The sequence below is a fragment of the Hymenobacter properus genome (assembly GCF_015694735.1).
Taxonomy (GTDB): domain Bacteria; phylum Bacteroidota; class Bacteroidia; order Cytophagales; family Hymenobacteraceae; genus Hymenobacter; species Hymenobacter properus.
Map to the genome: position 1 here is coordinate 196,410 of NZ_JADQDP010000003.1, position 24,583 is coordinate 220,992.

Below are 24,583 nucleotides of genomic sequence, written 5' to 3' on the forward strand. Positions count from 1 at the left end.
GTCAATTAAAAAGCCCCGGTACCATTGCGGTACCGGGGCTTCCTGGTAAAAGGGCATGTCTGATGCTGAGGGGACGGATTGCTTCGCTACGCTCGCAATGACAGTTCCGCCTCGTGCTTACCTCCTTACAGCTCCGCCGAAGCGTGCATGCTTACGGGCTCGTACTCGTCGTCGCCGTCGGCCATTTGCGGGGCGGGCACTTTGCGCACGTTGCGGGCGCAATCCTCGTCGCGGTGGTTGCGGCCCACGGTGAATTCTACCCAGTCGCCTTCGCGCAGGTCGTTGAAGTCACCCTCGGTCAGGTCGGCGTAGCTGAAGAACAGGTTGTTCGGTGGCATCACCACGAAGCCGAAGCCGTTTTTCAGGTTTTTGATGGTGCTCATGCCCAGCGTACCCACGGGTCCGGCGGCGGTGGGGCCGGTGGGGCGCACGGGCTTGGGCGCGGCGGCGGTGCTGGGGGCGAAGGCGGCGGGCTCGGTCTGGTTCACAAACAGGGCTTCTACCACTTCGTCCTGCTGCTGCAGGCCGCGGTCGATGACGTCGTGCATGGCCACGGGGTAAGTCACCTGCTCCAGCAGCTGCTGCGAGGCGCGCGTCACGCGGGTTTCGCCCTTGAAGTCCTCGTATTTGAAGTCCCAGTTCAGCAGCATCACGCGGGTGCCCACGGTGTTGAGCTTGCGGATGAGGGGCACGTAGTCGCTATCGCCGGCGATGAGCACCACCACATCGAGGGTTTTGTGCAGGGCCAGTTCGAGGGCTTCGAGGCTCAGCCACACGTCGATGCCTTTTTCCTGCAGGCGGCCGTCGCGGGTTTTCAGGGCCATGTAGTGTGTTTGCACGCCCAGGTTCATCAGGATGTCGTCGAGCAGGCGGTCGTGGAACAGGCGGTCCTTGTCGCGGGCTTCGGTGGCGGAGAGGCGGCCGCGGAAAAAGTGGGCGTCGGTGATTTGCGCCAGGCGCACGTCCACGTCTTCTTCTTCGGCTACCTGGTGGCGGATGTATTCGTGCAGCCCTTCAAGGCTGATTCGGGCCTTGCGCTCGTGTTGGAAATAATAATAGTCGCTGATTTTTAAGAAATAGTTGCCGTCATAAAAGACACCAACCCGAATCAAGGGGCTGTTCATCTGGTTCATGCGTAATGGAATGGGGTAAAGTTAGAAAAAGCGTTATGAGTGGGACAAGGTGTTAGGAATGAAGCAGAACGGCTGACACTGCCACGGTGCCGAAGTGCCGTCGTGGGTGGTAGCAGCCAGGGATAGTAAGGGTCGGTAGTGGGGCCGGAAGTAGGATAATGGCCGGCGGCCGGAGGAGTTAAAATTATTGTATCGTAGAGGAATGAGACGTGGGCGCAAGCTCCGAAAACGCTGGATAATAGCACGTCTTCGGCTCAATACGACCGTAATATGTCGGTATATCTGCTGCGAAGCTAACGGGCGGCGGCCATTTATGCAACAGTAAGTTAATTAGGACGAAACCGCGCGGCGGCCCAGCATGCGCTAAATGCCGGACTACTCAACAGTTGGCACTCCACTAAAACCCCATGCGGCCCACCACCAGGCCCAGCACCAGCAGCCCGTAGCCTGCGCAAATGGCCACCTCCAGCATGTTGCCCGAGGCCGAACCCGTGCTGATGAGCGGAATCTTGAACGAGTGGTCCCAAAGCGGCAAAAACCACCGCACGCCCGCTTTGGTGAGGGTATCGGCTATCAAATGCGAAGCATAGCCGCTGCCGGCAAACAGGGCCACGCCGTGCCAGCCGAGGTGCTGGTTGGCAAGGTGGCCGATGTAGGTCCAGAGGGCCGTGGCCCAGATGGTGTGCGTCCAGGAACGGTGCGCGGTGAAGGGCGCCAGCGCCACAAACGTTCCCAGCAAACTCAGCCACAATTGTTCGGTGTAAAGTCCGGCCACCACCGTGGCCAGCCCGGTAAACAGCAGCGCCAGCCGCCGGGCCGAGCCGCCCTGCATGCCTACCCCCAGCAGCCCAAACGCCAGCGCCACGGTGTAGTAGAGCCGCTGCTCGGCGCCCGCTCTCAACTGGAAATAAGCGTAGGCGGCAATGGCCAGCGCGCCGGCAGCGAAGGCCCAGCGTACGTAATTCTGGGTGAAGCCAAGGCGCTTGCTGAGGCGGCTTTCGGGGTGGTCGAGGTCGGGGGCCAGGCTGGAAAAGCCGGCCAAAGCGATGCCGGGCACCGAAAATGGCAGGCCCGGCACCAGCCCCGCAATGGCCACGCCGGTGATGAGGCCGATGGCCAGGTGGGAAGAACCGCGCATATTTTAGTTATCAGTTATTTGTCGTCAGTTTAACGTTTGTCATCCTGAGCGCCGTGAAGGACCTTCTCACGCTTGAACGACACTTGTTCTGACATGAGAAGGTCCTTCGCGGCGCTCAGGGTGACAGGCGACCAAAACCGACCGCGAAGCTACCGCCGCCCCTGCGGAAACCTTCGCCACCTTTGCCGTGTATTTACCCCGCAGCCCGACCGGAAAATCTTCTGGCCGGGCTAGCTCTTTTGCCCCTCTAGCCTGACATCTTGTGCAAGTAGTTGACTTTCTTCGCCTCTATCGCCTTTCGCCCGAGCTGCAAGTGCTGGCATCGCACCTGCGCGGCGCCGCCAAGCCCGACCCCAGCGGCGTGCGCCTGCACCTGCGCGGCCTCGTGGGCAGCCAGGATGCCGTGGTAGCCGCCGCGGTGGCCCACGGGCAGCACCCGCACGTGTTCGTGCTGCACGACAAGGACGAGGCGGCCTACTTCCTCTCGGACCTGCAGCACCTGCTGCCCGAGGGTCCCGAGGCGCTCCTATTTCCTAGCTCCTACAAGCGGCCCTACCAGTTCGACGAAACCGAAAACGCCAACGTGCTGATGCGCGCCGAGGCCCTGAACCGCCTGAACACCACGCGAGCGGCCGGCACCGGCAACAGCGTGTTCATCGTGACCTACCCGGAGGCGCTGACGGAGAAGGTAATCAACCGGCAGAGCCTGGTGAAAAACACCTTTAACGCCAAGGTGGGCGACAAGCTGGACGTGAACTTCCTGGGCGAGCTGCTGGGCGAGTACGACTTCGAGAAGACAGATTTTGTGTACGAGGCGGGGCAATACGCGGTACGCGGCGGCATTGTGGACGTGTTTAGCTACGCGAACGAGCTGCCGTTCCGGCTGGAATTGTTCGGCGATGAAATCGAAAGCATTCGCACGTTCAATCCCGAGACGCAATTGTCGGTTGAGGCACGGCCCAGCATCAGCATCATCCCGAACGTGCAGACCAAGATGCTGACCGAGACGCGGGAGGCATTTTTCGACTTTCTGCCCCGCACGGCGTGCATCTGGCTGAAAGACGTGCGCCAGACCATTGATGTAGTGAGCGAGCTGTTTGACAAGGCCGAGGCGAACTTTCAGCAGATGCTGAGCGAGAGCGGCGGGATGCAGATTGTGAGCAAGCCGGCCGACTTATTTGAGAGCGGCAAGAACTTCAAGAAGCTGCTCGACGAGTTTGCGGTGGTGGAATTCGGCAAGCGCTTCCATTTCAAAAACGCCGAAACCTTCCAGTTTACCGCCAAGCCGCAGCCAAGCTTCAATAAGGAGTTTGAGCGCATGGCTAAGAACCTGAAGGAGAACCAGCAGCGCGGCTTCACCACCATCATCACGGCCGATACCGTGCGGCAGGCCGACCGACTGCGGACGATTTTTGACGAACTCGACAACAACGTGCAGTTTCAGCATCTGCTGCTGGCCTTGCGCGAGGGCTACGTGGACGAGCAACTGGAGCTGGCCGTGTATACTGACCACCAGCTCTTTGAGCGCTACTACCGGGCCCAGGAAACCCGAAAGTTCTCGAAGAAGAAGGCTCTGACCTTGCGCGAGCTGAAAACCCTGCAGCCCGGCGACTACGTGACGCACCAAGACTACGGCATCGCGCGCTTCGCGGGGCTGACTCAGGTGGATATCAACGGGCAGATTCAGGAGGCTATTCGCCTGATTTACCGCGACGACGATGTGCTGACGGTGAGCATTCACGCCCTGCACAAGATTGCCAAATACAGCGGGGCCGAGGGCTCGCCGCCGACGATGAGCAAGCTGGGCTCGCCGGAGTGGGAGAACAAGAAGAAGTCGGTGAAGAAGAAGGTGAAGGACATTGCCGCCGACCTTATTCGTCTGTACGCCAAGCGCAAAACCGCGCCCGGCTTCGCTTTCTCACCCGACGGCTTCCTGCAGGCCGAGCTGGAATCGAGTTTCATTTACGAGGACACGCCCGACCAGGCCAAGGCCACCGAGGACGTGAAAAACGACATGCAGCAGCCCCACCCCATGGACCGGCTGGTGTGCGGCGACGTAGGCTTTGGCAAGACGGAAGTAGCTATTCGGGCGGCTTTCAAGGCCGTGGCCGACGGCAAGCAGGCGGCCGTGCTGGTGCCCACTACCATCCTGGCCATGCAGCACTACAAGACCTTCCGCGACCGGCTGGCCACGCTGCCCGTGACGGTGGAGTACATCAACCGCTTCAAGACGACCAAGCAGATTAAGGAAACGCTGCAGCGCGTGGCCGAGGGCAAAACCGACATCCTCATCGGCACGCACCGGCTCACGAACAAGGACATTAAGTTCAAGGACCTGGGCATTCTCATCATTGACGAAGAGCAGAAGTTCGGCGTCAAGACCAAGGACAAGCTCAAGGAACTGAAGGTGAACGTGGACACGCTTACGCTCTCAGCCACGCCGATTCCGCGCACGCTGCACTTCTCGCTGATGGGCGCGCGCGACCTGAGCGTGATTGCCACGCCGCCGCCCAACCGCCAGCCGGTGACTACGGAGCTGCACGTGTATGACGAAATCCTGATTCGCGACGCCGTGGCGCGGGAGCTAAAGCGCGGCGGGCAGGTGTTTTTCGTGCACAACCGCGTGAAGGACATCGAGGAAATGGCCAACACCATTCTGCGGCTGGTGCCCGACGCTAAGGTGACCTATGCCCACGGGCAGATGGACGGCGAGATGCTGGAGAAGCGCATGATGAAGTTTGTGGAAGGTGAGTTCGACGTGTTGGTTTCGACTAATATCATCGAATCGGGCCTCGATATTCCCAACGCCAACACCATCATCATCAACCGGGCCCATCTGGCCGGCCTCTCTGACCTGCACCAGATGCGGGGCCGCGTGGGCCGCTCCAACCGCAAGGCCTACTGTTACCTGCTCACGCCGCCGGTGGCCCAGCTGCCCTCCGACGCTCGCAAGCGCTTGAGCACGCTGGAGGAGTTTTCGGACCTCGGGGCGGGCTTCAACGTGGCCATGCGCGACCTCGACATCCGCGGCGCGGGCAACCTGCTGGGTGGGGAGCAGTCAGGCTTCATCAACGACCTGGGCTACGAAACCTACCACCAGATTCTGGACGAGGCGGTGCAGGAGTTGAAGGAAACGGAATTCCGCGACCTGTTTATCGGTGATGCCAACTCGCAGCAGCGCCTCCAAGCCGCCGCCGGCGCTGGTCGCGTGCAGGAGTGCAACGTAGAGACGGACCAGCAGGTGCTAATCCCCGAGAAATACGTGAGCAACGTGTCGGAGCGCCTGCAACTCTACGCCAAGCTCGACCGCGCCCAGAAGCCGGAGGAGCTGCAGAAGCTGCTCACCAGCATGACCGACCGGTTCGGCCCCCTGCCGCCCGAGGTGGAGCAGCTGGCCGACATCGTGCGGCTGCGCTGGCAGGCCTGCAAGGTGGGCTTCCACAAAATCACGCTCAAGCGCGACACGTTGAAAGGCTACCTGCCCGCCGACGACGACCACAAGGCCTATTTCCAGGGCGAGCAGTTCGGCACCATCCTCAACTACGTGCAGACGCACCCGCGCACGGCCAAGCTGAAGGAGCATAAGGAACAGCTCATCGTGACGTTCGACGAGGTGCGCTCCATTCAGCAGGCCAAGCGCGTGCTGAGCGAGTTGGGCAGCGCGGAGGCGGTGACGGCGTAAGGCATCAAGCCAAGGCATCGGCTGATAGGCGTTATCCTTCCGGGGATAGCGCCTATTTTTATTGCATCTCGCTTTCTTCCCGCTTCCGTGTATGTCTTCCGATTCGCAGCCCAATGTCGCCCCAGCACGGTCCAGACGCAAACTGACGGTGTCCTTGTACTGGGTGCTGGCGGTTGAGGTACTGATAATACTCTGGCTGAAGGGCGACACTTGGGCACAACAGTTTCAGCTCCGGGCCGAAATATTGGGGGTGCCCTGGGTGGTGCTGGCATTGGGCTGGATGCTGGGGCTTCCCGTGCTTTATTTTTTGATGATTACCACCCACGAGAGCGGCCACGTGGTGGGTGGGCTGCTCGCGCGGTTTCGCATTCAGTCCTTCGCGGCCAACTGGTTGCGCATCAGGCGCAAAGCCACCGGCTGGGAAATTCGCCTTGTGAAGCCCCAGGCCAAAGTGGGCGGCATGGTGCACGCCACGCCAACCCATACGAACAACCTGCGCAGCCGCTACAGCCTGTTTGTGGCCGGAGGGCCCGTGGCCAACCTCGCCACCGGCGCATTGACGCTTTACCTGCACCATCGGCTGGCCGCGCACTCCGCTGCGCCGTTGGCTTCGCTGGGCAGTTACGTGTTGCTGAATGCGCTACTGATTTTCGGCTGGCTGTCGGTGGCAGTCGGCGCACTGAACCTGATGCCCTTCAAGCTGAAATCGGGGCACATCATTGATGGCCGGCACCTTTGGCAGTTCCTGCGGGGCGGGGCGGCCATGCACCAGCAGTTGGGCATGCTGTATTTCCAGAGCCAGATGTATGCTGGACAGCGCCCGCGCGATTGGGATGCCAACCTGGTGGCCCAGTATGCCACGCATCACAGCAACAGCGTGCTGGACTGCTACGCCCATCTGCTGGTTTACAGCCATTTTCTCGATTGCAACAACCAAGAACGGCTGCTCTTTCACCTCAACCGGAGCCTGGATAGCGTGGCCAGCGCGCCCGCTTCGGTGCAGCAGCACGTGCTGGGCGAAGCTGCCTACGTGGCCGCCGTGCTCACCCAAAACGCTGAACACGCCCGCTTCTGGCTCGACCGCGCCCAGGTAGCCAAGCCCTACACCAAGGAAGAAGGGTTAGTGGCCCGCGCCGCTGTGGCTTATGCCGAAGGACAATTTTCGGAGGCGGAGCAATGGCTTCAACTGGCCATCGAGCAGGTGGAGAAGTGCGCGCCATCGGGCGGGGTTGTGCAGGCCGCCGAGCGCCTCTACGATTTGCGCGACAAACTGCAACAGGCCCAGCAGGCACTGAACGTGACGGCGGCCGCTGAGCCGGCGCTGACGACGTAATTTGTTGCCATGAAACTTCTGCTTCTTCTGCTCCTTCTGGGGCTGCTGCCGCAGTTGGGCGCGGCCCAGGCCTCGTTCAACCCGCGCCTCAAGCACGAGCTGGACAGCATCTACGCCGTGGACCAGAAGTGGCGCAGCCTGCTCTTCGACCCGCACCAGCGTTTCCGGCCCGACTCGGTGGCCCGGGCGCTGGGGGTGACGCGCGAGAGCCTGCCCACTTACATTCCCCAGCAGATGGTGCGCTCGGACTCGGCCAACCGGGTGCGGGTGAAGCAGCTTATCAAGCAGTACGGCTACCCCGGCAAGTCGCTGGTGGGCGAGCCCACAAACGAGGCGGCGTGGTATGTCATCCAGCATTCCGATGACATCAAGCAATACCTGCCGCTCATTAAAAAGGCCGCTAATAAAGGCGAACTGCCCTTTTACCTTTACGCTCAGATGCTGGACCGCCAGCTGATGCGCCAGGGCAAAGAGCAGCTCTACGGCACCCAGGCCATGGGCTACAACGTCACAAACCCGGCCACCGGCCGCCGTGAGGGGCAACGGCCCTTTGTGTGGCCCATCCGCGACGCAGCCGACGTGAATGCCCGCCGCCGAAAAGCAGGTTTCAAGAATACCGTGGAGCAGAATGCCGCCCTAATGGGCATTCCCTACCGGGTGGTGACCCTAAAGGAGGTTGCCCAAATGCCTAAACAATAACTCGTTTCAAGATGACCATCCGCTGGCACTGCATCGCCTTTGAATCGTTTCCGCCCCTCATCCTCTACGACGTATTGCGCCTGCGCTCCGAGGTATTTGTGGTGGAGCAAAACTGCGTTTACCAGGATATTGACCGCCAGGACCCCGACGCCTACCACTTGCTGGGCTACAACGAAGCCGGCGAGCTGGCCGCCTACGCCCGCCTCTTCGACGCGGGCAAGTGCTACACTGAGGCCAGCATCGGCCGCGTCATTGTGGCGCCGGCGTTCCGGCAATATGGGCTGGGCCGCGAGCTGATGCGCCAGGCCCTGTTGCATTCTGACACCCTGTTTGGCCCACAACCCAACAAAATCGGCGCACAGCAGCATCTGGAGGCGTTTTACAACGGTTTCGGCTACGAGCAGTGCGGGCCGATGTACGTGGAAGACGGCATTCCGCACATTCCGATGCGGCGGGCGTAGCCAAATAATTGGGAATTGCGTATTTCGCACTCCCTTACCGCCGGTCTTATTTCCACGTTTATGCCCGCCCCTGCTTCGGACCTGTTGTCCGTTTTTAGTGCCCTGCCCAGCGCCTGCGTGCTGCTCTCGCCCGGGTTTGTGATTGAAGCGGCCAGCGACAGCTTCGTGGCCGTGTCGGGCACGCCGCGCGCCGACATGCTGGGCCGCTACCTGTTCGACGTTTTTCCCGACAACCCCACCGACCCCACGGCCCATTCCGTGGCCGAAGTGCGGGCGGCGCTGGAACGCGTCCTGGCCACCGGCCAGCCCAACGAGCTGCCCGCGCAACGCTACGCCCTGCCCGACCCCGAGCGCCCCGGCCAATACATCGAACATTACTGGCAGGCTCGCAACACGCCAGTCCTCGACGACCAAGGCCGCGTCACGCACCTTATTCAGACCGTCGTCAACATCACGGCCGAAACCAATGCGGCCGCGAAGCTACACGATGCACAGGTGCGCGAGCAAGCCGCGCGCGACGCCGCCGACTGGCAACGCGGTGAGCTGGCCCGCATTTTCGAGCAGGCCCCGGTGGCCATTGCTACTTACCGTGGCCCCAAGTTCATCATCGAAATGGCTAACCCGCTGGTGCTGGCCCTCTGGGACCGCACGCCCGAGCAGGCCATTGGCACGCCGCTGTTTGAGCTGCTGCCCGAAATCACCGGCCAGGGTTTTGATGACCTGCTGAACCACGTGATGGCCACCGGCGAAAACCACGTGGCCAAGGAAATGCTGTCCACCATTGTGCGCAACGGCAAGCCCGAGTCGGTGTACTGGGACTTCGTGTATTTGCCGCTGCGCGAAGACGACGGCACCATCACGGGCGCCATGGTGGTGGCCACCGAGGTGAGCGAGCAGGTGCGCGCCCGCCAGCAAATCCAGGACCTGAACAGCCAGCTCGCGGCCCTGAACCGTGCCCTGCACGAAAGCAACGCGGAGCTGCTGGCCAACCAGGAAGAGGTGCTCAAAGTGCAGCAACTACTGGAAGGCAACGTGGCCGAGCGCACCAAGCAACTGCAAACCGCCCTGGCCGAGGCCGAGCAGCACCGCGCCCACGCCGCCCAGCAGCAGCTCTTGCTGAGCCAGATTCTGGGGCAGGTGCCGGCCGGCATTGCCACGCTCACCGGCCCTGAGCACCGTTTTTCGTTCGTGAACGAGCACTACCAGACGCTGTCGGGCCACCGGGCCCAATTGGGGATGACGGCTGCCGAGGTATTCCCCGAAGCGGTGGAGCAGGGCTTTATTGGCCTGCTCGACCAAGTGTATGCCACCGGCGAGCCTTTCCAGGGCCGCGATATGCCCATTCAGCTCACCAACCCCTCCACCGGCCAGCAAACCAACCACTATTTCGATTTCAGCTACCAGCCCCTGCGCAACGAGCAGGGCCAAACGTTGGGCATCCTCGCCTTCGTCGTCGAGGTCACTGACAAAGCCCTGGCCCAGCAGCACGCCGAAACGCTGCGCGCCCAATTGCAAAACGGGCAAGGCGCGGCCTAACAGCACAGCATAAAAAAATCGTCATGCTGAGCGCAGCCGAAGCAGCTCTACCGGGGAAGTAAATGATTACTCTCGCAGTAGAGATGCTTCGGCTGCGCTCAGCATGACGTTTTTATAGTCAGCCAACGGCGCTTTACACTGCGCAGCCGTCCGGCCCGCAGGCGTCACCGTCGCCCAGTGAAACCAGGGCTGGTTTGGCGGACTTGAACTCCTCGTACACCTTTTCCAGCACCTCGGCAAACAGCTCGCTGGGCTGCGCGCCCGACACGGCGTACTTGTCTTCAAACACGAAAAAGGGCACGCCACGCACGTTGATTTGCTGGGCGTGGTACTCGTCGAGCCGCACGGCTTCGGCATAGGTACCAGCCGTGAGGGCTTCGCGGATTTCAGTGGCATCGAGGCCCACTTCGGCACCTAATTTCACCAGCGTCTCCAGGTCGTTCAGGTTCTGGCCTTCGGTGTAGTAGGCGGCAAACAGGCGCTCCTTGGTGGCGTCCTGCCGGCCGTGGTGGGCACCGAGGTGAATAAGCTGGTGCGCCAGGAAGGTATTGGCCGGAATGGCTCGGTCGAAGTCGTAAGCCAGCCCCACTTCCTTAGCTACGCCGGTCATGTAGTCGTTCATGCGGCGGCCTTCGGCGGGCGACACGCCCTTCTTTTTGGCTAGGTGTTCATGGATGGTGAGGCCGGGCGTAGGTTCAAAATTGGGGTCTAGCTCGAAGCTGTGCCACACCACCTCCACTTCGTCGCGATGCGCGAAGCCTTTCAGCGCATTCTCAAACTTGCGCTTGCCCACGTAGCAAAAAGGGCAAACTACGTCGGACCAGATTTCAACTTTCATAATGCAATAGCCAGGTGAATTGATGTAGCTACAACAATTATATGCTGCCAAAAAGTTTGTCAATGAGCTAAACAAGCCCGTCACTTTACCACAGCAGTAATTGATTCACTATTGAAGTAAAGGTGCTTCGCTGGCGCACTGCATGACGCGGCTGAGGCCTTACATCGTCGCCTCAGCTTTGGCGTTCACGCGCTGAATGGCAATTTCATTTAGAATCTCGTCGGTGCGCTTTTCCTCTTCCAGCGTTTGGCGTAGCAGTTCGCAGGCCTGCGTCATGCCCAGGTCTTCGGTCATGCGCACAGCGGTGCCGTAGCAGGCAATTTCGAAGTGCTCCATTTTTTGGGCTGCCGCGATGAGCATGGCGTCCAGCACCTGGGGCGTGGCTTCCTTACGCAGCAGCTTTTCCACATCGGCCAGCATGCCCTGAATCCCGGAGCACACCTCGCGGCTGGGCTTGAGGTCCATGGCCGTCATAATTTCTTCGAGGCGGGCTATCTGGCGCTGGGTTTCGGTGCCGTGTTTCTTGAAAGCAGCCTTGAGTTGGGGTTCGGTAGCGCTTTCGACAAGGGTAGTCAGGCCTTCGAGGGCTTGGGTTTCGGCGCTGTACATCATCTGGATGTCGTGTGCCAACAGGTCGCGCATGGTTTTCAACTGGTTCATTGGAAAGGGAATAAGGGTGGAAAGGAAAAGCAGATAAGAAGCCGCGAGGCATCGGCTTAGCGCGGAACCGCATCAAGGAGAACCAAGGGCCGCAAGCCACTAGACTCAACAGTAACACACTGGCCTACAAGCACAAGCTGATTAGGCTACGCCCGCCCATTCTTCGGGTTCCGGAGGAGCTTTCGAGAACTTTCGCTATCAGTAGCTTTAATTTTCTGCGGCGCAGCTTGCCGCCATTCAGCCTGGGCCAATGGAGCAAGACGCGTAACATTCGGCCGCACGGCACAGTTAGCACCCCTGGCGCCAAGCCCGAACGGGCAGGCTTGCCTTTCATTTTACTTCTCCCCTTCTCATGGAATTTCAAGAATTAGGCAACTCCGGCGTTCGTGTTTCGCGCATCACCTTTGGCAGCTGGGCGGCCGGCGGCTGGATGTGGGGCGGCACCGAGCAGAACGACGCCGTGGGCGCCATCCGGGCCAGCTACGACCTGGGCGTGACCAGCATCGACACCGCGCCGGTGTACGGCATGGGCTTCAGCGAGGAAATTGTGGGCGAAGCCATCAAGGGCCTGCCGCGCGACAAGGTGCAGATTCTGACCAAATTTGGCATGCGCTGGGACCTGGCCAAGGGCGACTTCGCCATGAAAACCAAGGACAACCAGGGCCACGACCTCGACGTGTACAAGTACGCCGGCCGCGACAGCATCATCAAAGAGTGCGAGGACAGCCTGCGCCGCCTCGGCACCGACTACATCGACCTCTACCAGCAGCACTGGCCCGACGTGACCACGCCCATCGACGAAACCATGGAGGCCCTGAGCCGCCTCGTGGAGCAGGGCAAGGTGCGCGCTGGCGGCGTGAGCAACTACTCGGTGGCCCAGATGCAGGAAGCGGAAAGAACCATCAACCTCGCCTCCAACCAAGTGCCCTACAGCATGGTGCGGCGCGACATTGAGGCCGATGTGGTGCCCTACTGCATCGAGCACAACAAGGCCATTCTGGTGTACAGCCCGCTACAGTTGGGCCTGCTCACCGGCAAGGTGAAGCCGGGCCAGGAGTTTGCCGAGGGCGACTTGCGACGGGGCCACCGCCTGTTCACGCCCGAAAACGTGCAGCGCGTGAACGCCGTGCTCAACAAAATCCGTCCGCTGGCCGAAACCAAAAACGCCACCCTCGGCCAGCTCGTGCTGCGCTGGACGCTGGCGCAGCCCGGCATCTCGGTGGCACTGGTGGGCGCCCGCAACCCCGCCCAGGCCGTGCAGAACGCCCGCGCCATGGATTTTCAGCTCACGTTTGAGGAAGTGGACTTCATCAACAAGCAGCTGCGCGAGCTGGCCGCTCCGGCGGCGGGCTAGGCGCGGGCGGGGCCGTCTTCTACCTTTACGGCCATGCATACCCCGCTCACTTTCCGTGCCCAGCTCGAGCCCGGCGGCCCAAGCTTCATGCCCACCCAAACCATTGTGTTGCCCGCCGAGGTGCTGGCGGGCCTGGGCGGCAAGGCCGCCAAGCGCGTCTTGGTCAGCATTCAGGGGCAGGAGCTGCGGCTGGGGCTGCTGCCGCTGGAAGGCGGCGGGCGCTACCTCATGCTGAACAAGGACGTGTGCCGGGCCGTGGGCATCGAGTTGGGCCAGTGGCTGGACGTGGCCATTGCGCCCGACCCCAACCCCGACCACGTGGACCTGCCCGACGAGTTGGCCGAGGCCCTGGCCGCCTGGCCCGAGGCCGAAGCCGCCTTTCAGCGCTACAGCGGCGCCCACCGCCGCGCCATGGCCCGGCTGGTGGCCGAGGCTAAACAAACAGAAACCCGCGCCCGCCGCGCCGTGACACTCACGGAACGACTGGCGCGGGGCCTGCACCCGTTTCGGGGTGATTGATTAAGAATTAACGCTTTTCGATGCGCTGCACGGTGCTGCCCGCGGCGGTGCGCACGTGCAGCAGGTAGAGCCCGGCGGGCACGCCCGTGAGGGGCAGTTCCTGCGCCTGGCCACCGGCGAGCGTCGTCGTGAGCACCACCTGGCCGGTGAGGTTGGTCAGGCGCACATCGCAGGGTGCGGCGGTGGCGCTCAGGTCCAGCGTGAGCCGGTCGGTGGCCGGGTTGGGGTACAGGTCGATGGGCTGATTGGTGGCTTCTACGTGCACGGTGGCTACCTTGGAGTATGCCACAGTACCGTCCAGGTCTACCTGGCGCAGGCGGTAGTAGCTGGTGCCGGCCAGGGGCTTGGCATCGATGGCAGCGTACACCGTGGCCTGGGTCGAATTGCCCTGGGCCTTGATTTCGGCCACGGCCGTGAAGCCTTCGCCGGTGGTGCTGCGCTCTACCACAAAAGCCGCGCTGTTGCGCTCAGTAGCCGTGGCCCACTGCAGCTGCACCTTGCCCTTGGCGGCCTGCGCCGAGAAGCGGGTTAGCTCTACGGGCAGCGGCGTGGCCAAGCAGAAAGTAGTGGCGCTGCCAATGGTGCCGGCGGCCGTATCGAAGCCGTTGGCGGGGCGCCCGGCGTCGCAGAAATCCAGCCGACCCGTAGTGCCGAAGGTGCCCGAGTTCACGGAGACTCCCGTGGCGGTGATGCTGCCCCGGAATGGCGCGGCAGGCCCGGTCACGGTGCCAGTGTTGGTGAAGTCGCCGGTGATGGAAATGGTAGCGCGGCCGTTGTTGAGGGTGCCGTTGTTGGTGAAGCCGCCGCTGGTGGAATTGATTTGCCCGTCGTTGGTGATGGTGCCCACGTTCGTAAACGTCGACGGCGAGCCGCTGCCCAGCGGTAGGTTGAGGGTGGCGCCGGCATTGTTGATGATGCTGGCCCCGTAGGGCAACAACGACGATTGGTTAATCGACAGCGTGCCGCTGTTCACAAAGGAGGTCACCCCGTTCAGGCCCACAATGGCATTGAAGCTGGCCGTGGCCCCGGCTTGGTTGGTGAAAACGTTGGGGCCGGTGCTGGGGAAGTTGAAGCCGCCCTTGGTCCAGGCGCCAGCGTTGGTGATGGCCAGTTGGCCGGAGTTGCCGTTGGGCAGGCCGGTCCAGCTAGCGCCGGCGTTGTTGGTGATGCTAAGCGAGCCGCTGTAGTCAATCTGCCCGCTCCAGGTGCCGCTGTTAGTGATGGCCGTGGTATAGCCGTTGGCCGTCAGCGTGCCGGCCCAGGTGCCCGCATTCACGAAGGTGAACGTGGGGTTGCCGCTGGGCTGCACCTGCGAGTTCCAGGTGCCCTCGTTGTTTACCGTCAGGGGGCCGCTCACGGTCATGTAGGCGTTCCAGATGGCGCCGTTCTTGTTGTTGATGGTGCCGCCCGGCAGGGGCTGAATCTGCGCCGTCCAGTTCGCATAGTTGTTGATGACAGGGGCCGCCGTAAAATTGCTGCCCACATAGCCTGCCCAGGTTACGCCGGCCGTGTTGCCAGTGCTGCCGTTGTTGATGGTGGTGGGGGCGTTGAGGAACACGCTCTGGCTCGGGACCGTGCCTTGGTTGTTGAACACCGTGCCCGACGTGCCGCTGTTCACCGTGATGCGCCCGTTGGTGGAGATGCTGCCGTTGTTGGTGATGACCACGCCGTTGCCCTGGACGGTTATCGTGCCGCCGAAGTTAACGTTGAAGTTGATGGTGAGCTCGTCGCCCGTGTTCAAAACGAAAGTATTGTTCTTGTCCGGGTTGGCCACAGTATAGCTAGTGGCCCAAACGCTACCAGCCGGTGCAACGAGGACGAACAGCAAGGCTGCCGCCTTCAGCAACCGCGCGAACGAAGAAAAAGGACGCCCCTGAAGAGAAGTAACAGTTTGCATCATAAAAAGAGAAAAATGAACGAAGCAATGATGGCACAAAGCTACGGCCGTGTTTTACCATGAAGCAAAGTCAAAACCCTTATAAGCAGTCAATTACCCATTAAATACAAATTAAAATATTTAACCTGTTCTCTAAAAATTTGCACTTATCCAAAATCTACACCATGCAAAAGCCCCCGTATGCCGTAGCATCCGGGGGCTTACAAAAGCAGTGTTATAACCTGTAAAAGGGGTTTAGGGCTTCAGCACAATGTTGACGACGCGGCCGGGTCCGTCGACCTTAAACTTGCACTCGTTGAAATCGGGGGCAGCCACGGTGGGCCGCACGTTATTCGAAAAAGCATAGGGCTCAGTCGGAATTCCCAGAAAATTTTTATCTATTTTATCGTTATTGTTCAAATCCTGGGTGATAGCCACCGCCCAATCGCCTTGCGGCAGCTCCACCGGCAAGGTGAATTCGCTCTTGCCGCCCGGTTTCACCGATTTGGAAAACGCCCACTTGCCACTTTTCAAAAAGCCTTCCCGGGTATTGTAAAAATAGAGCTTCACGGCCGCTGTGGTCGATACGAGCGAGGTAACCGTGACCGTTACAGCCTGAAGCTCGTTAGGCGCGGGGGGCGCCGATAGCAGCGAAGCACCCAGAAAAAGCGAAGCGAAGGGCAGCAGGGTCATAAGCAAATGGAGAAGCTGGTGGAAGTAGGCCGGTAACAGGGCTGCTTACGGAAAGAGTTCGATAACAGCTGGTTTTGACTGGCATTCTTTACAAAATACTGGCCGCCTCGCTGCAATTTTTATCACCTTTTTATGAATATTGCGTATCGGCTTTACGATTTGCCTCCTCTCCATTTCTTATGACACTTCGTCGCTTCCTGCCGTTGGCTTTACTGACTTCTTTTGCTCTCGGCAGTTGCGAGAAAGACGGGGGCGCAGCGCCTGCCGCCTCGCTGCTGGAGGCCCGCTGGATGCTGACCTACGTTGACGAGGTACCGGTGCAGACGTCGAGCTACTCGGGTACAGCCCGTTCATACATCGAATTTTCGGCCCTGGGCAACAGCACTGTAGGTCTGGGGCCGTGCAACAACTTCAGCGGGCGCTTCAGCCTGGGCGGCGGACAGCAATTGCAGCTTTCGATGCCAATTCCGACCCAGACGTCCTGCCCGGTGCAAGCCCTCGAAACCCGCTACCTCAACAACCTGGCTGCCACCACGCGCTATGAAATCAGCGGCGATGCCCTGCGGCTGTACGATGGCTCGACGGTGGCACCGCGCCTGGTGTTTCGGCGGGCGGGGCAGTAGCGGCTTATCTGGCGTATCATTAGGCCCGACAACCCCACCGGTTGAAATCCGGTAAAGTCCCCTGTGTAAGCCGCCATCCGGCTACATCTTTAGGCATGGAAGGGTTAACGAAGATTGACGACCTCGGCAAGCCGCGCGTCGTGATTGTGGGCGGCGGCTTTGGGGGGCTGGAACTGGCCAAGGCGCTGGCCCATGCGCCGGTGCAGGTGGTGCTTATCGACAAGCAGAACTACCACACGTTTCAGCCGCTGCTGTACCAGGTAGCGTCGGCGGGGCTGGACGAGGGCGACATTGTGTCGCCGTTTCGCAAGATTCTCAACGAGCAGGAAAATTTCTACTTCCGGCTGGCCGAAGTGCAGTCCGTTGACCCCGTGGCCCAGATTGTGGAAACCAGCATTGGCTGCGTACGCTACGACTACCTGGTGCTGGCCACCGGCGCCACCACCAACTATTTTGGTGATGAGGTGATGGCCAAAAACGCCATCGCCATCAAAAGCGTGGAAGATGCCCTGGAGCTGCGCAACACGGTGCTGTGCAACTTCGAGCAGGCCCTGCAGCTCGGCGACATGGAGCAGCTCAACAGCCTGCTCGACTTCGTGATTGTGGGCGGTGGCCCCACCGGCGTGGAGATAGCTGGGGCCCTGAGCGAGCTGCGCACCCACGTGTTTCCGAAGGACTACCGGGAAATCGACTTCAAGGAGATGGACATTCACCTGGTGCAGAGCGGGCCGGTGCTGCTCAAGGGCATGTCGGCAAATGCTTCTAAGCGGGCGCTGGAGTCGCTGGAGAAGTTTGGGGTGCAGGTGTGGCTCGATGCGCGGGTGAAGTCGTACGACGGCTACACGGCCACGCTCAACAACGGCCAGCAGCTGGTGGCCCGCACCCTGATATGGGCGGCCGGCGTCACGGGGGCGCCCGTGCAGGGCCTGGACGCGAGCTGCCTGCTTCCCGGCAACCGCTACGCCGTGGACCACTACAACCGCGTGCGGGGCTACGAAAACGTCTTCGCCATCGGGGACATCGCCCTGATGAAAACCGACGACTACCCCGACGGCCACCCCATGGTGGCGCAACCCGCTCTGCAACAGGGCCGCCGGCTGGGCAAAAACCTGCACCGCGTGCTCACTCACCGCCTCATGGAACCTTTCCACTACGACGACAAGGGTGCCATGGCCACCATCGGCCGCAACCACGCCGTGGCCGACATCAAGCTCTTCGGCAAGGAGTACCACCTCGACGGTTTCATTGCCTGGCTGGCCTGGAGCGTGGTGCACGTGGTGTCGCTCATCGGCTTCCGCAACCGCCTGATGGTGCTGTTGCAATGGACCTGGAGCTACTTCAGCTACGACAAGGGCCTGCGCTACATTATCGGCAAAACCAAGGCCCCGTTGGTGGAAGCCGATATGGAAGAGGGCAAGGCGATAATATAAATTCCGACAACAACGCTCGGCCGTTGGAGCCGGTCGTGGTGCACTCGGGGGCCATGGGCGGCTCAGGAACCCGTCTTACCCTTCGGAAACTTGTCCAGAATGTTATAACGGGTTCCAAGAACTGCTTGCCCAGGCGGGCGGGGTCGGCCAAGAGTGGTGGCTACACTTGCCAACAGGCAAACTATGAATGGCGCTAATGCCGCTTTTTCATTGCTCGAAATTTATTTTTAAACCCGCACACCCTCTTCCCTGGCGCCAGTCTAACCCTAATGCTGGCTAAACTACTGAACAAGGGGCAACATTAATAAATCGATATTATTCCCACTCCTCGCTTGCGCTTTTTACAGAAAATACTTCCTAAATCCATTTCAACCGACCGGACGTATGTTGCGCCTCTTAACTGCATTGCCACTTTATCAAGCTTAGATGACTCCAAACGATACTTCCGTGCTAGAGCGCAGCCACGTCACCGTTTCCGGCGCCACCGGCCCCAATAAGCCTACCATTTTATTTCTGCACGGCCTCGGCGGCGACCAGAGCGACTGGCGCCTCATTGCCCCGCATTTCGAAGACCAGTACCAAGTGGTGCTCATGGACCTCGTGGGTGCCGGCCAGTCGGACCAGTCGGCCTACCAGCCTGCCACCAAGCACAGCACGCTGGCCGGCCACGCCGACGACCTGCTGCAAGTGCTCAGCGCCCTGGCCCTGCACGACGTGGTGTTTGTGGGCCATTCGGTGGCGTCGATGATAGGCGTGATTGCAGCCGTGCGCGAGCCCGAGCGGTTTTCGAAGATGGTGCTGGTGTCGCCCTCGCCGCGCTTCATCAACGAGAACGGCTACGCCGGCGGCTTCGAGCAGAAGGACATCAACGAGCTGCTAGCCGCCATGGAAGGCGACTACAACGGTTGGTCGCACGGCTTCGCGCCGGTGATGATGGGCCAGAACGAAAGCCCCGAGCTGGTGATGGGCCTCACCAACAGCTTCGTGCGCACCAACCCTGAAATCGCCAAGCACTTCGCCCGCGTCACGTTCTTCTCCGACACCCGCGCCGAGCTGGGCTTCCTCACCATTCCCACGCTCATCGTGCAGTCGGCCCACGACATCATCGCCCCGCTGGCCGTGGGCACCTACATCAATGAACAGCTGGCCGACAGCCGCCTGAAGGTGATAGAAACCGGCGGCCACTGCCCCCACCTCAGCGCCCCGCAGCAAACCCTCTCGGCCATGGACCACTTCCTGCACCACGAAACGGTGCTGTAGGATAAAACCTGTCATCCTGAGCGCAGCGAAGGACCTTTTCACCGCTGCGTAACCATTCAGCCGTGAGAAGGTCCTTCGCTGCGCTCAGGATGACAGATGGTCTACACGGTATTTAAGCGAAGCCCCCGCCCACCAGCGGGGGCTTTTTCGTGCCCGCCGCCGGGAACGATTGCGCAAATGTTTCCGCCTCGGCATGATGCTTTTCAGCGAAAAGACCGGCAAATTCACGGGCTAACTTTTCCCACTCACCCTTAGGCGGCTCATGAAACGACGCACTTTTACTCAGCTCACCGGCAGCGCCCTGGCCGGCTCGCTGCTCACCAATAATGCGCTGGCCTCGGTGCTGGCGCCAGCTAAGAAAACCCGCGTGGCCATGGTGGGCACCGGCCACCGCGGCCTGGGCATGTGGGGCGTGGATGTGCTGAAAGAGCACGGCGACAAAATGGAATTCGTGGGCCTCTGCGACATCAACCCCGGCCGCGTGGAAACCGGCAAAAAAATGCTGGGCGTAAGCTGCCCCACCTTCACCGACTTCGACAAGATGATGAAGCAGGTGAAGCCCGACGTCCTCATCGTGACCACCGTGGATGCCACACACAACCATTTAATCGTGAAGGGCATGGAGTATGGGGCCGATATCGTGACCGAAAAGCCGATGACGACCGACGAGAAGAAGTGCCAGGAAATCATCGACGCCGAAAAACGCACCGGCAAGAAGGTGAAGGTGACCTTCAACTACCGCTACTCGCCGCACCGCCAGAAGCTGTTTGAAATGCTGCGCGCCGGCGTCATCGGCAACATCACCTCGGCCGATTTCCACTGGTACCTCGACGTGCACCACGGCGCCGACTACTTCCGCCGCTGGCACCGCCTGCGCCAGAACAGCGGCTCGCTGCTGGTGCACAAGGCCACCCACCATTTCGATTTGCTGAACTGGTGGCTCGACTCCGACCCCGAGGAAGTGTATGCTAATGGGCAACTGAACTTCTACGGCAAAAACAACTCCTTCCGGCACACCAACTGCCGCCCCTGCCCGCACAAGGACAAGTGCCAGTTCTACTGGGACGTGACCAAAGACGCCCGCCTGACCAAGATTTACGTCGACAACGAGAAGTACGACGGCTACCTGCGCGACGGCTGCGTGTGGAAGGAAGACATCGACATCTTCGACAAGATGGCCGTGCAAATCAAATACGCAAACCAGGTGCAGGTGAGCTACAGCCTCACCACCTACTCGCCCTACGAGGGCTACCGCATTGCCTTCAACGGCACCAAGGGCCGCCTCGAAGCCTGGATTAAAGAGCGCCAGACCTGGGACGAGGAGCCCTTCGACGAAATCCAGTTCACGCCCAATTTTGGCAAGCGCGAAATCATCCGCATCCCCAACAATGAGGAAGGCCACGGCGGCGGCGACGTACGCCTGCGCAAGCAAATTTTCGCCCCCGGCGCCGACCCCTACCGCCAGTCGGCCGGCACCCGCGACGGGGCCATGTCCTGCCTGGTGGGCATCGCCGCCCGCCACAGCATCGACACGGGCAAACCGGTGAAAATTGGGGATTTGACCTCACTGAAACCCCAGATTATTCGGGCGTAGGCGGCGAACTGACGCCTGTCATTGCGAGCGCAGCGAAGCAATATGTCCTGTTCTCAGCGACCAACCTAAATAATGTGACAAGCCAAAAAAAGCCCCGGCGCCATTGCGGTACCGGGGCTTTCTGGTAAAAGAACGTGTCTGATTTTGACAGGACGGATTGCCGCGGCCTGCGGCCTCGCAATGACAGACGTCGGCCTGGTCATCAAATCCGAATGTCAAACGCCAGCGGCTGCACCAGCCACTGCCGCAGCTGCGAGCTGTACACTACCCGCACGCCGGCCTCGATGGGTGTGCGCAGGCGCAGCACGTTGAAGAGCACCAGCGCATCAACGCCCACGTTTTGGTATTTCACCTGGTAATCGAGGCCCCGAATGGCGTCGCCCTGTGCCACATCGCCGAACACGGTGGCCCGCAGGCGCTGGATGTAGAGCCAGCGGCCCAGCTCCCAGTGCGTGAAGGCCAGTGGCAGGTAGTAGTCGAAACTGCCCACGCGCAGGCGGTCGAAGCTGGTGTAGCCCTCGCCGCGCGGAAACGACACGGCGGGCGCAAACTGGTAGAGCCGCGCGCCGGCCGACTGGTCCTGCCACTGGTAACCGCCGCGCAGCCGGATGGCGTGGTTGTGGGCCAGGCCGGGCAAAAACACGCTGGCCTGCGCGGCCCACTGCGTGGCTTCGAGCCCCCGGCCGAAGGGCGTGGTGCGCCAGGTGCCGAGGAAAGTGCCGCCGCTCTTGGGCGCCACGCTCCGCACGCTGCGCTTGAGCTGCGTGGCGTAGCCGAGGGTGGTTTGCAGGGCGTTGAGGGCGGCGGTGGGCGACGGCTCGGTAGCCCGGCGGGTGGGCAACTGGTAGTCGTACACTTCCTCGTGCAGGAAATACGTGCCAACCGACAGGGCCTGCAGGTACTTAGAGTGCGTGAGGTTGAGCGGCAGGCGCACCCCGGCCGAGAGGCGGGTGTACTGCCACTGGTCGCGGTAGCTGCGGCCTTGGGAGATGATGGCCGCGTCGCGCCCGCCATAGGTCACGTCGGCGTCAAGCACCGGGTAGCGCCCCTGGTAGCTCACGGCCCCGGTCACGTTGAAGGTGCGCTCCACCTGGTCGTAGCCCAGGCCGGCGAATACCTGCGTGGTGTTCAGCAAGTCCTGCGAGCGCAAGCCCACGGCCACCGTGTTGCCGCTGGGGCTTTGTACCACCCCATAGCTGAACAGGTTGAAGGCATGCGCCAGCGGCGAGTAGCGCCGCACCCCGTAGCGCGGCGCCACCGAATCAGGCCGCGCCAGCAGGGCAGCCACTTGCGCTCCCGCCGGCTCCTGCGCCGCAAGGGTTTCGGCGTAGGGGCCGGAGGTGTCCTGGGTAGCGACGGGTACCGGCACCCAGGCGGTAGAATCAAGCGGTATTTCAGCTACCCGCGCGCCAGTGGCCCAATAGTCGTGGAAGGCCAGCGTGCGGCCGTCGGGCGCCACGGCGGCGTGATAGGCCCCGAATGGGCGCGAGGTGACGCGGAACGTGCGGCCGGTGCGCGCGCTCACGGCGTAGAGGTTGTCGATGCCGCTTTGCGAGGAGTTGTAGAGCACGAAGCCGCGCCAGGGCTGGGGGTTGGCTAAGTTGAGGTTGGCCACGGGCAGCAGGTTTTGGGCGGTGCCGGTGGCGGGGTCGAGAATGGCAATGGTTTTGCCGGCGGCGCTCAGCGTCACGGCCACGAGGCGGCGGCCGTCGGGGTGCCAGCGGGGCTGGATGTAAATGTCGTTATGCGGGTTGGGCAGTGCCTGAATCTCGGTGCCGGTCTGGGCATCGAGAATAGCCAGGACGTGCTGATAGTTGGGATTTTCGCGCACGGCCACCAGGCGCCGGCCATCGGGCGAGAGGGCAGCGGCGGTGTAGCGCTGGCCGCGGCCGAGGCGCGTGAGCTGGCCGGTTTTTAAGTCCAGCACCTTCAGCTCCGAAGCAATGCGCTGGCCCCAGCGCGCGTTTTGCTGGTATTCCGGCCACACGGCTTTGCCGCCGTTCACCGACAGCATTTCGGGGATGTTGAGCTGGCCGGGTGTGAACACCTTTTCCTCCCGCCCATTCCGGCTCAAGCGCACGAAAAGCGGAATATTATCGAGGCCGGTTTTCAGGGCCAGCACGGTGCTATCGGTCAGGTATTGCGGGTATTGGTACTGGGTGAAAACGGGGTTCAGGTCTTCCTGCCGCAGCAGCTTCACCACGGTGAACTGTGGCTCGGTGGGACTGGATGCGGCTGCGTGCTGCCGCATCCACAGCGAGTCGGCTTCGCTCATGCTGCGCTCATACAAGTCTTCCACCCGCAGGCCGGTGGTGCGCTTGACGGCGTTGGAAAACGAAAACGGGTAGAACGGAAACCGGTAGTACCGGTCGAACACCCGCGACCACACGTCGGCGCCGTAGTGGGCCTTCAGGTAGGAGGTCATGAAATAGCCCAGCACGTACCAGTCGGGCACGTTGTCGCGCAGGGAGCCATTCACCGATTTCTGGTAGCTGTAGCGGCGGCCCGAGAGCAGGTTGGCCCGCAGGCCCACGTTGAAGTTTGGGATGCGCCCGCGCCCGCTGCGCGTGAGGGCCGTTTCGGTGCCCACGGCATCGCCCTCGAAAAACCACTGCGGCACGCCCACGGCGGCCACGCCCAGCGCGCCATCGCCCAGCAGCGGGCCCAGCACGCGGCCCACGCCCTGCCGGGCCTTCTCAAACTGTCCCACGTGCCGGAACTCGTGCACCACCAGCCCGTCGAGCCAATCGACGGTGCCCAGCCCGAAGCCCTGCTGCGGCGTGGTAAAAAACTCGGCGTGCCGCGGCAGAAAGGTCACGAAGCCGTTGGGCACGGTGGTCTGGTTTTGCAGCACCACCGAAATAGGGCGAGGGCGCACGCCGAGCGTGGCCGAGGTGGGCCCGTGCAGCCGCTCCAGGCGGGCGGCCGTGCGCTGCGCCGCCGTGTCGATGCCGCCCGCATACAACACCCGAAAATGGGGCGTGCGTACCTCACGCCAGCGCAACGCGGGCGGGTTTTGGGAGAGCACAGGCAGGCTTTGGGAATACGTGGGGCCAGTGGCGGCAAGCAGGCTCAGCAGCAGCAAACGACGCATGAGGAATCCGGATTCTGAAACGAAGCCTAAAGAACGTCATGTCGGGCTGGTCGAGCCGGCATTGGCTAATAGCCGGCACTCCTCGGGGCCGGCATAACCTTTTCCTAATGCCCGGGGTAAGCCAAACGCCCCTAGCTTCGCCCCCATGAAAACCCTGTACCTCCTCCGCCACGCCAAATCCAGCTGGAGCTTCGACGAGCTCAGCGACCAGGAGCGCCCGCTCAACGACCGGGGGCGCGACGACGCGCCCGCCATGGGCAAGGCCTTGGCCAAACGCCGCATCTGCCCCGATTTGGTGGTAAGCTCGCCCGCCGTACGCGCCATGAGCACGGCCATGCTGGTGGCCCGCGAGATGCAGTATCCGCACGACAAAATTGCGGTGGAGCCCGGCATCTACGGCGCCGACGTGGACGGCCTGCTGGCCATCATTCACGAGCTACCCGACACGGCCGAATCAGTGCTGCTGGTGGGCCACAACCCCACCATCACCGAAACGGCCAATGCGCTGTCGCCCACCTCGTTCAATGAAATGCCCACGGCGGCCGTGGTGTGCCTGCACTTCGACACCGACAAGTGGGAAGAAGCCAGCAAGCAGAACGCCGAGTTTTATTTCTACGACTACCCGAAGAACGTGGAGTAGTAGGCTGTCAATGCGAGTGG

The 24,583-nt window shown here is 61.6% G+C and carries 19 protein-coding genes; 12 read left to right on the forward strand and 7 right to left on the reverse strand.

Going from position 1 to position 24,583, the window contains the following annotated elements:
• Positions 1 to 125: 125 nt before the first annotated feature.
• Complete coding sequence (locus I2I01_RS12885) at positions 126 to 1,133, reverse strand: NYN domain-containing protein (protein ID WP_196286889.1); 1,008 nt, start codon at positions 1,131 to 1,133, stop codon at positions 126 to 128.
• Between the two features lie 397 nt (positions 1,134 to 1,530).
• Positions 1,531 to 2,271 carry a metal-dependent hydrolase gene (locus I2I01_RS12890; protein ID WP_196286890.1) on the reverse strand — a complete coding sequence of 247 codons (741 nt, stop codon included), beginning with the start codon at positions 2,269 to 2,271 and terminating at the stop codon, positions 1,531 to 1,533.
• Between the two features lie 262 nt (positions 2,272 to 2,533).
• Between I2I01_RS12890 and mfd the strand changes: the two genes are divergently transcribed.
• From mfd to I2I01_RS12915, 5 genes are all read left to right on the forward strand, one after another.
• Positions 2,534 to 5,953, forward strand: coding sequence for a transcription-repair coupling factor (mfd, locus tag I2I01_RS12895; protein ID WP_196286891.1), 3,420 nt, complete (start codon positions 2,534 to 2,536; stop codon positions 5,951 to 5,953).
• 91 nt (positions 5,954 to 6,044) lie between these two features.
• Complete coding sequence (locus I2I01_RS12900; RefSeq protein ID WP_196286892.1) at positions 6,045 to 7,286, forward strand: M50 family metallopeptidase; 1,242 nt, start codon at positions 6,045 to 6,047, stop codon at positions 7,284 to 7,286.
• Between the two features lie 9 nt (positions 7,287 to 7,295).
• On the forward strand, positions 7,296 to 7,985 hold the full coding sequence (locus I2I01_RS12905) for a DUF6624 domain-containing protein (protein ID WP_196286893.1): 690 nt from the start codon (positions 7,296 to 7,298) through the stop codon (positions 7,983 to 7,985).
• An 11-nt stretch (positions 7,986 to 7,996) separates the two neighbouring features.
• Positions 7,997 to 8,446, forward strand: a complete 450-nt coding sequence (locus I2I01_RS12910) for a GNAT family N-acetyltransferase (protein WP_196286894.1) — start codon at positions 7,997 to 7,999, stop codon at positions 8,444 to 8,446.
• A 60-nt stretch (positions 8,447 to 8,506) separates the two neighbouring features.
• Positions 8,507 to 9,982, forward strand: a complete 1,476-nt coding sequence (locus tag I2I01_RS12915) for a PAS domain-containing protein (protein WP_196286895.1) — start codon at positions 8,507 to 8,509, stop codon at positions 9,980 to 9,982.
• A 133-nt stretch (positions 9,983 to 10,115) separates the two neighbouring features.
• On the opposite strand, the gene I2I01_RS12920 is transcribed toward I2I01_RS12915, so the two are convergent.
• Positions 10,116 to 10,820, reverse strand: a complete 705-nt coding sequence (locus tag I2I01_RS12920) for a DsbA family oxidoreductase (RefSeq protein WP_196286896.1) — start codon at positions 10,818 to 10,820, stop codon at positions 10,116 to 10,118.
• Between the two features lie 159 nt (positions 10,821 to 10,979).
• Entirely contained in the window at positions 10,980 to 11,480 is a 501-nt protein-coding gene (locus I2I01_RS12925; RefSeq protein WP_196286897.1) for a YciE/YciF ferroxidase family protein, read from the reverse strand.
• A gap of 352 nt (positions 11,481 to 11,832) precedes the next feature.
• On the opposite strand from I2I01_RS12925, the gene I2I01_RS12930 reads away from it, so the two are divergent.
• Together I2I01_RS12930 and I2I01_RS12935 are read left to right on the forward strand one after the other, a co-directional pair.
• Entirely contained in the window at positions 11,833 to 12,834 is a 1,002-nt protein-coding gene (locus I2I01_RS12930; RefSeq protein ID WP_196286898.1) for an aldo/keto reductase, read from the forward strand.
• Positions 12,835 to 12,867: 33 nt separating this feature from the next.
• On the forward strand, positions 12,868 to 13,353 hold the full coding sequence (locus I2I01_RS12935) for a YdeI/OmpD-associated family protein (RefSeq protein WP_196286899.1): 486 nt from the start codon (positions 12,868 to 12,870) through the stop codon (positions 13,351 to 13,353).
• Between the two features lie 7 nt (positions 13,354 to 13,360).
• Here the strand turns inward: I2I01_RS12935 and I2I01_RS12940 are convergent, their stop codons facing one another.
• Complete coding sequence (locus I2I01_RS12940; protein WP_196286900.1) at positions 13,361 to 15,094, reverse strand: T9SS type A sorting domain-containing protein; 1,734 nt, start codon at positions 15,092 to 15,094, stop codon at positions 13,361 to 13,363.
• A gap of 390 nt (positions 15,095 to 15,484) precedes the next feature.
• Positions 15,485 to 15,922 carry a DUF2141 domain-containing protein gene (locus tag I2I01_RS12945; RefSeq protein ID WP_196286901.1) on the reverse strand — a complete coding sequence of 146 codons (438 nt, stop codon included), beginning with the start codon at positions 15,920 to 15,922 and terminating at the stop codon, positions 15,485 to 15,487.
• 179 nt (positions 15,923 to 16,101) lie between these two features.
• Here I2I01_RS12945 and I2I01_RS12950 point away from each other — a divergent pair, with 179 nt between their 5' ends.
• The 4 genes from I2I01_RS12950 to I2I01_RS12965 all read left to right on the forward strand — a co-directional run bounded on the left by I2I01_RS12950 (position 16,102) and on the right by I2I01_RS12965 (position 20,829).
• Entirely contained in the window at positions 16,102 to 16,545 is a 444-nt protein-coding gene (locus I2I01_RS12950; protein ID WP_196286902.1) for an META domain-containing protein, read from the forward strand.
• Between the two features lie 95 nt (positions 16,546 to 16,640).
• A complete protein-coding gene (locus tag I2I01_RS12955; RefSeq protein ID WP_196286903.1) occupies positions 16,641 to 17,975 on the forward strand; it encodes an NAD(P)/FAD-dependent oxidoreductase in 1,335 nt (444 codons plus the stop codon).
• Between the two features lie 426 nt (positions 17,976 to 18,401).
• A complete protein-coding gene (locus I2I01_RS12960; RefSeq protein WP_196286904.1) occupies positions 18,402 to 19,235 on the forward strand; it encodes an alpha/beta fold hydrolase in 834 nt (277 codons plus the stop codon).
• A 262-nt stretch (positions 19,236 to 19,497) separates the two neighbouring features.
• The gene (locus I2I01_RS12965) at positions 19,498 to 20,829 is read left to right on the forward strand and encodes a Gfo/Idh/MocA family protein (protein ID WP_196286905.1); all 1,332 of its coding nucleotides are present in this window, start codon (positions 19,498 to 19,500) and stop codon (positions 20,827 to 20,829) included.
• A gap of 202 nt (positions 20,830 to 21,031) precedes the next feature.
• On the opposite strand, the gene I2I01_RS12970 is transcribed toward I2I01_RS12965, so the two are convergent.
• Complete coding sequence (locus I2I01_RS12970) at positions 21,032 to 23,923, reverse strand: TolB-like translocation protein (RefSeq protein ID WP_196286906.1); 2,892 nt, start codon at positions 23,921 to 23,923, stop codon at positions 21,032 to 21,034.
• 145 nt (positions 23,924 to 24,068) lie between these two features.
• Here I2I01_RS12970 and I2I01_RS12975 point away from each other — a divergent pair, with 145 nt between their 5' ends.
• Positions 24,069 to 24,563: a SixA phosphatase family protein gene (locus I2I01_RS12975; RefSeq protein ID WP_196286907.1), complete on the forward strand. Its 495-nt coding sequence runs from the start codon at positions 24,069 to 24,071 to the stop codon at positions 24,561 to 24,563.
• The last annotated feature ends 20 nt before the right edge of the window (positions 24,564 to 24,583 follow it).